Source organism: Bacteroidota bacterium, from assembly GCA_018698135.1.
Classification (GTDB): domain Bacteria; phylum Bacteroidota; class Bacteroidia; order CAILMK01; family JAAYUY01; genus JABINZ01.
Window position 1 is genome coordinate 1 of sequence record JABINZ010000042.1, and the last position, 2,875, is coordinate 2,875.

Genomic DNA, 2,875 nt, shown 5'->3' on the forward strand with positions numbered 1-2,875 from the left:
AAATCTGTTGTCCCATAAACGGAAGCCAGATCATTTCCCATAAATCAGTATGAATTCGGACAGCTTCTACGCCAGAATCATAATTGAACAATGAAACTTCAAATTTATCAGTTTTTAAAAATTGTTTTTCTTTTTCGGAAAAAAAAGCGGGATTAAGGTTAATTTTCATTATTATCCTTTAGAAATTTGTCCAAAAACAGGACATATGTGGTTGGGGCAAACGTCAAAGTTTCTTTGAGTATACCTCGACTTCGTTCAGTATACAGATAAGAGCAACGAAATTGAAAATCGCTATAGATTGAAATAATTTGCTAATTAGTGTCTGAACGAAAAATACCTAATTTTAAAAATCCGATCAGGATTTTTGATAGGTATTATTCCGCCAGTGCCTGTTGTGGTTAAAAAATTATTCTTGTTAATTATTTTAGCGATAAAATCACGATTTTTAAACATATTTCTAGATTTTAGGCGCACTTCGCCTATCTACTTGTATTTTTCCATAATCTTATGATCAGGCTGCTCGGTATTTTCTGTTTTCCTCGTATGTAGCCGAATACTTCTTTCGCCTGGATTCACTTTTTCGATGTTGCTCCCCAATAATTGCTCCCAGTTTGTGGATATTGAAGGCTAATATACCCATTGCAACATACTTATTGAATCCAACCTCGCCTTTGTTTCTACATTTTTTTAAACCGTGATTTTGCAATGATGCAATTGCAGACTCTACTGCGGAATGTTGTTGTCTGGCTTTTTGGAATTCCGCTTTGGATTCCTCTTTTTGTTCGGCTTTATTTCGCTTTCCCTTTTTTGGCAACACCAGTAATTCCAGGTAAGGATTTAATTCTTTTTTGTTATAGGGTTTGTAATATGCTTTATCAAAACTGCAACTCACCATGGTGGGGAAAAGTGTTTTTGCCGATTTTATCAAAGGAACTGCGATTTGATCATCTGTCTCCTGTTTTCCGATATAATAATCAATGATAAATCCATACTGATCCTCTACTATAGTCACTCTTCTTCCCAGTTCCTGAGGGACTCCCGCCTTTCCTTTACTGATCCATTCCGTATGGGTTTCAAAGATCGAAAACACTTTTTCATCATGAGGGATTTTCTCATTTTCAATAACGCGACGATACGTCTGGTCGATCTGGCGTTCAGCATGCTCGATATAATACTCGATTCCATAGGTTTCCAAATGGAGTCCCGGAATTTCTTTTTTTATCATTTGAATCGTATCTGTAACCTTCTTAAGATAGTTTCTTACCATTTCGATATATAAGAGATAAGCTTCTTTAATGATGTTCGTCCGTTTCTGCCTTACCTCTTCATTTTTAGAAGTAGAATGTTTCAATTTCTGAGCTTTTCGGTAACGTTTTTTGATCGCTTTTATATTTGCTTCAAAAGTTCGCCAACCTGGAACTTCCAATTTTTCACACAATCTACCGGTTAATTCGATAACTTTACGAATCGCATCAAACATTAATCCAATATCAGTCGGAAAATGGACATCGGTTAAGAGGACATAAGAATCACATTTACAGTGCAGATCTACGTCTTTTGTTGCTCCGCATATTTCATGTCCATATTCAACGACTACCTGATTAATTTGCCTTAATTTTTCTTCAGATAGCAATCCGATATTGTCTTTTAGTGTTTGAAGACCATAAGTAAAGCTTTCATCTATCAAAGGTGATAGTCCCAGCATCAATCTGACTTTATTATGATTATCGCTAATATCTTTCAAGTGATCATAATCAGTATCGCAACTCAGCTTAATGGCAGAAAGTACTAAAATCTCCCAGGCGCTCATTCCATTTCTGCCAATCCCTGTAAGACTCTTAGCAGGTAAAGCTTGCTTTAAAATCGTAAAAACGCGCTCCCTGATCCGGATATTAGTAAAGATTGATTGCAATCCCAATAATGTCTTAGGCACCTCGTCTCTGGATTTTTTATCGATTTCAATACTTGCAATATCAATTGCGCCAATTTTCATTTGCTCATTGAATAATTTTCTCATAACATTTCAAATGAAGTTGAAGGGTTTCAGTGGTATATTACCATCAGGATCGTCAGCCTGATTGGTTTTATATGATTAGTAATATCAGTATCATAATATACTATTGAAATCTTTTATTCACCTAAAAAATCCTATATTATCTTTCAATCTCACTTGTAATTGATCTGGCTCAATTCAGACTATCATTGAGGTTAACGATCTTGCGGTCGGGCACTAATTACTCTTTTGGAAGTTTGCAACATGAACGTGGCACACTGACCATATTGTCATACTCATTATTCTCCAGAAAGTGACGCCAGTCTCTTCTTAGACGGTCAAAAAGCCGGTTAGACATTTGAATACCTGCATCGTTCACTAGTAATTCTATTTTTTCAGCTCTAATAATCATTAAATCAAACACGACTTTCAATTGCCCTTCTTGTTTAAATTCGAATTCGCTAATCCCTTTGGTTTCAGCCAAATTGTTTAAAAGATTCTGTTGAGCAATATTTGAATAATCCTTATTTAAATAAAATACCTTGTTCTTAATAAGCGGTTTCATTTATTACTCCATTTGAGAAAATTTTTAATATGGATGATCACATTATTATCAACCAATAAAAACACTTTACCAATAGCAGCATTTATTAAAACTGAGTTAGCGACATGCCAAGGTAAATTGATTTTATTCTAACTATTAATACACCTTTCCGTAGTAATTTATTTCAAAAAATATGAATCATTGACAATTATTGCGTTTGATTGATTCTAATTTACTAGTAAAAACTAATCTCTATTTTATTTAAGAATATTACAGCCCCACCAAATCAACCGTAATGTCTGGATTTCCCAGCGATTCTCAAATTACGATCGGTCAAT

Annotated in this window: 3 protein-coding genes; all 3 read right to left on the bottom strand. The window is 34.5% G+C overall.

What is annotated here, in order from left to right; all coding sequences use genetic code 11:
* Positions 1-169: DUF4432 domain-containing protein (locus HOG71_02750; GenBank protein ID MBT5989749.1), on the bottom strand; the 169-nt coding region annotated here is incomplete at its 3' end.
* 342 nt (positions 170-511) lie between these two features.
* Positions 512-2,017, bottom strand: a complete 1,506-nt coding sequence (locus HOG71_02755) for an ISNCY family transposase (protein MBT5989750.1) — start codon at positions 2,015-2,017, stop codon at positions 512-514.
* A 217-nt stretch (positions 2,018-2,234) separates the two neighbouring features.
* Entirely contained in the window at positions 2,235-2,558 is a 324-nt protein-coding gene (locus tag HOG71_02760; protein ID MBT5989751.1) for a hypothetical protein, read from the bottom strand.
* Positions 2,559-2,875 lie beyond the last annotated feature (317 nt).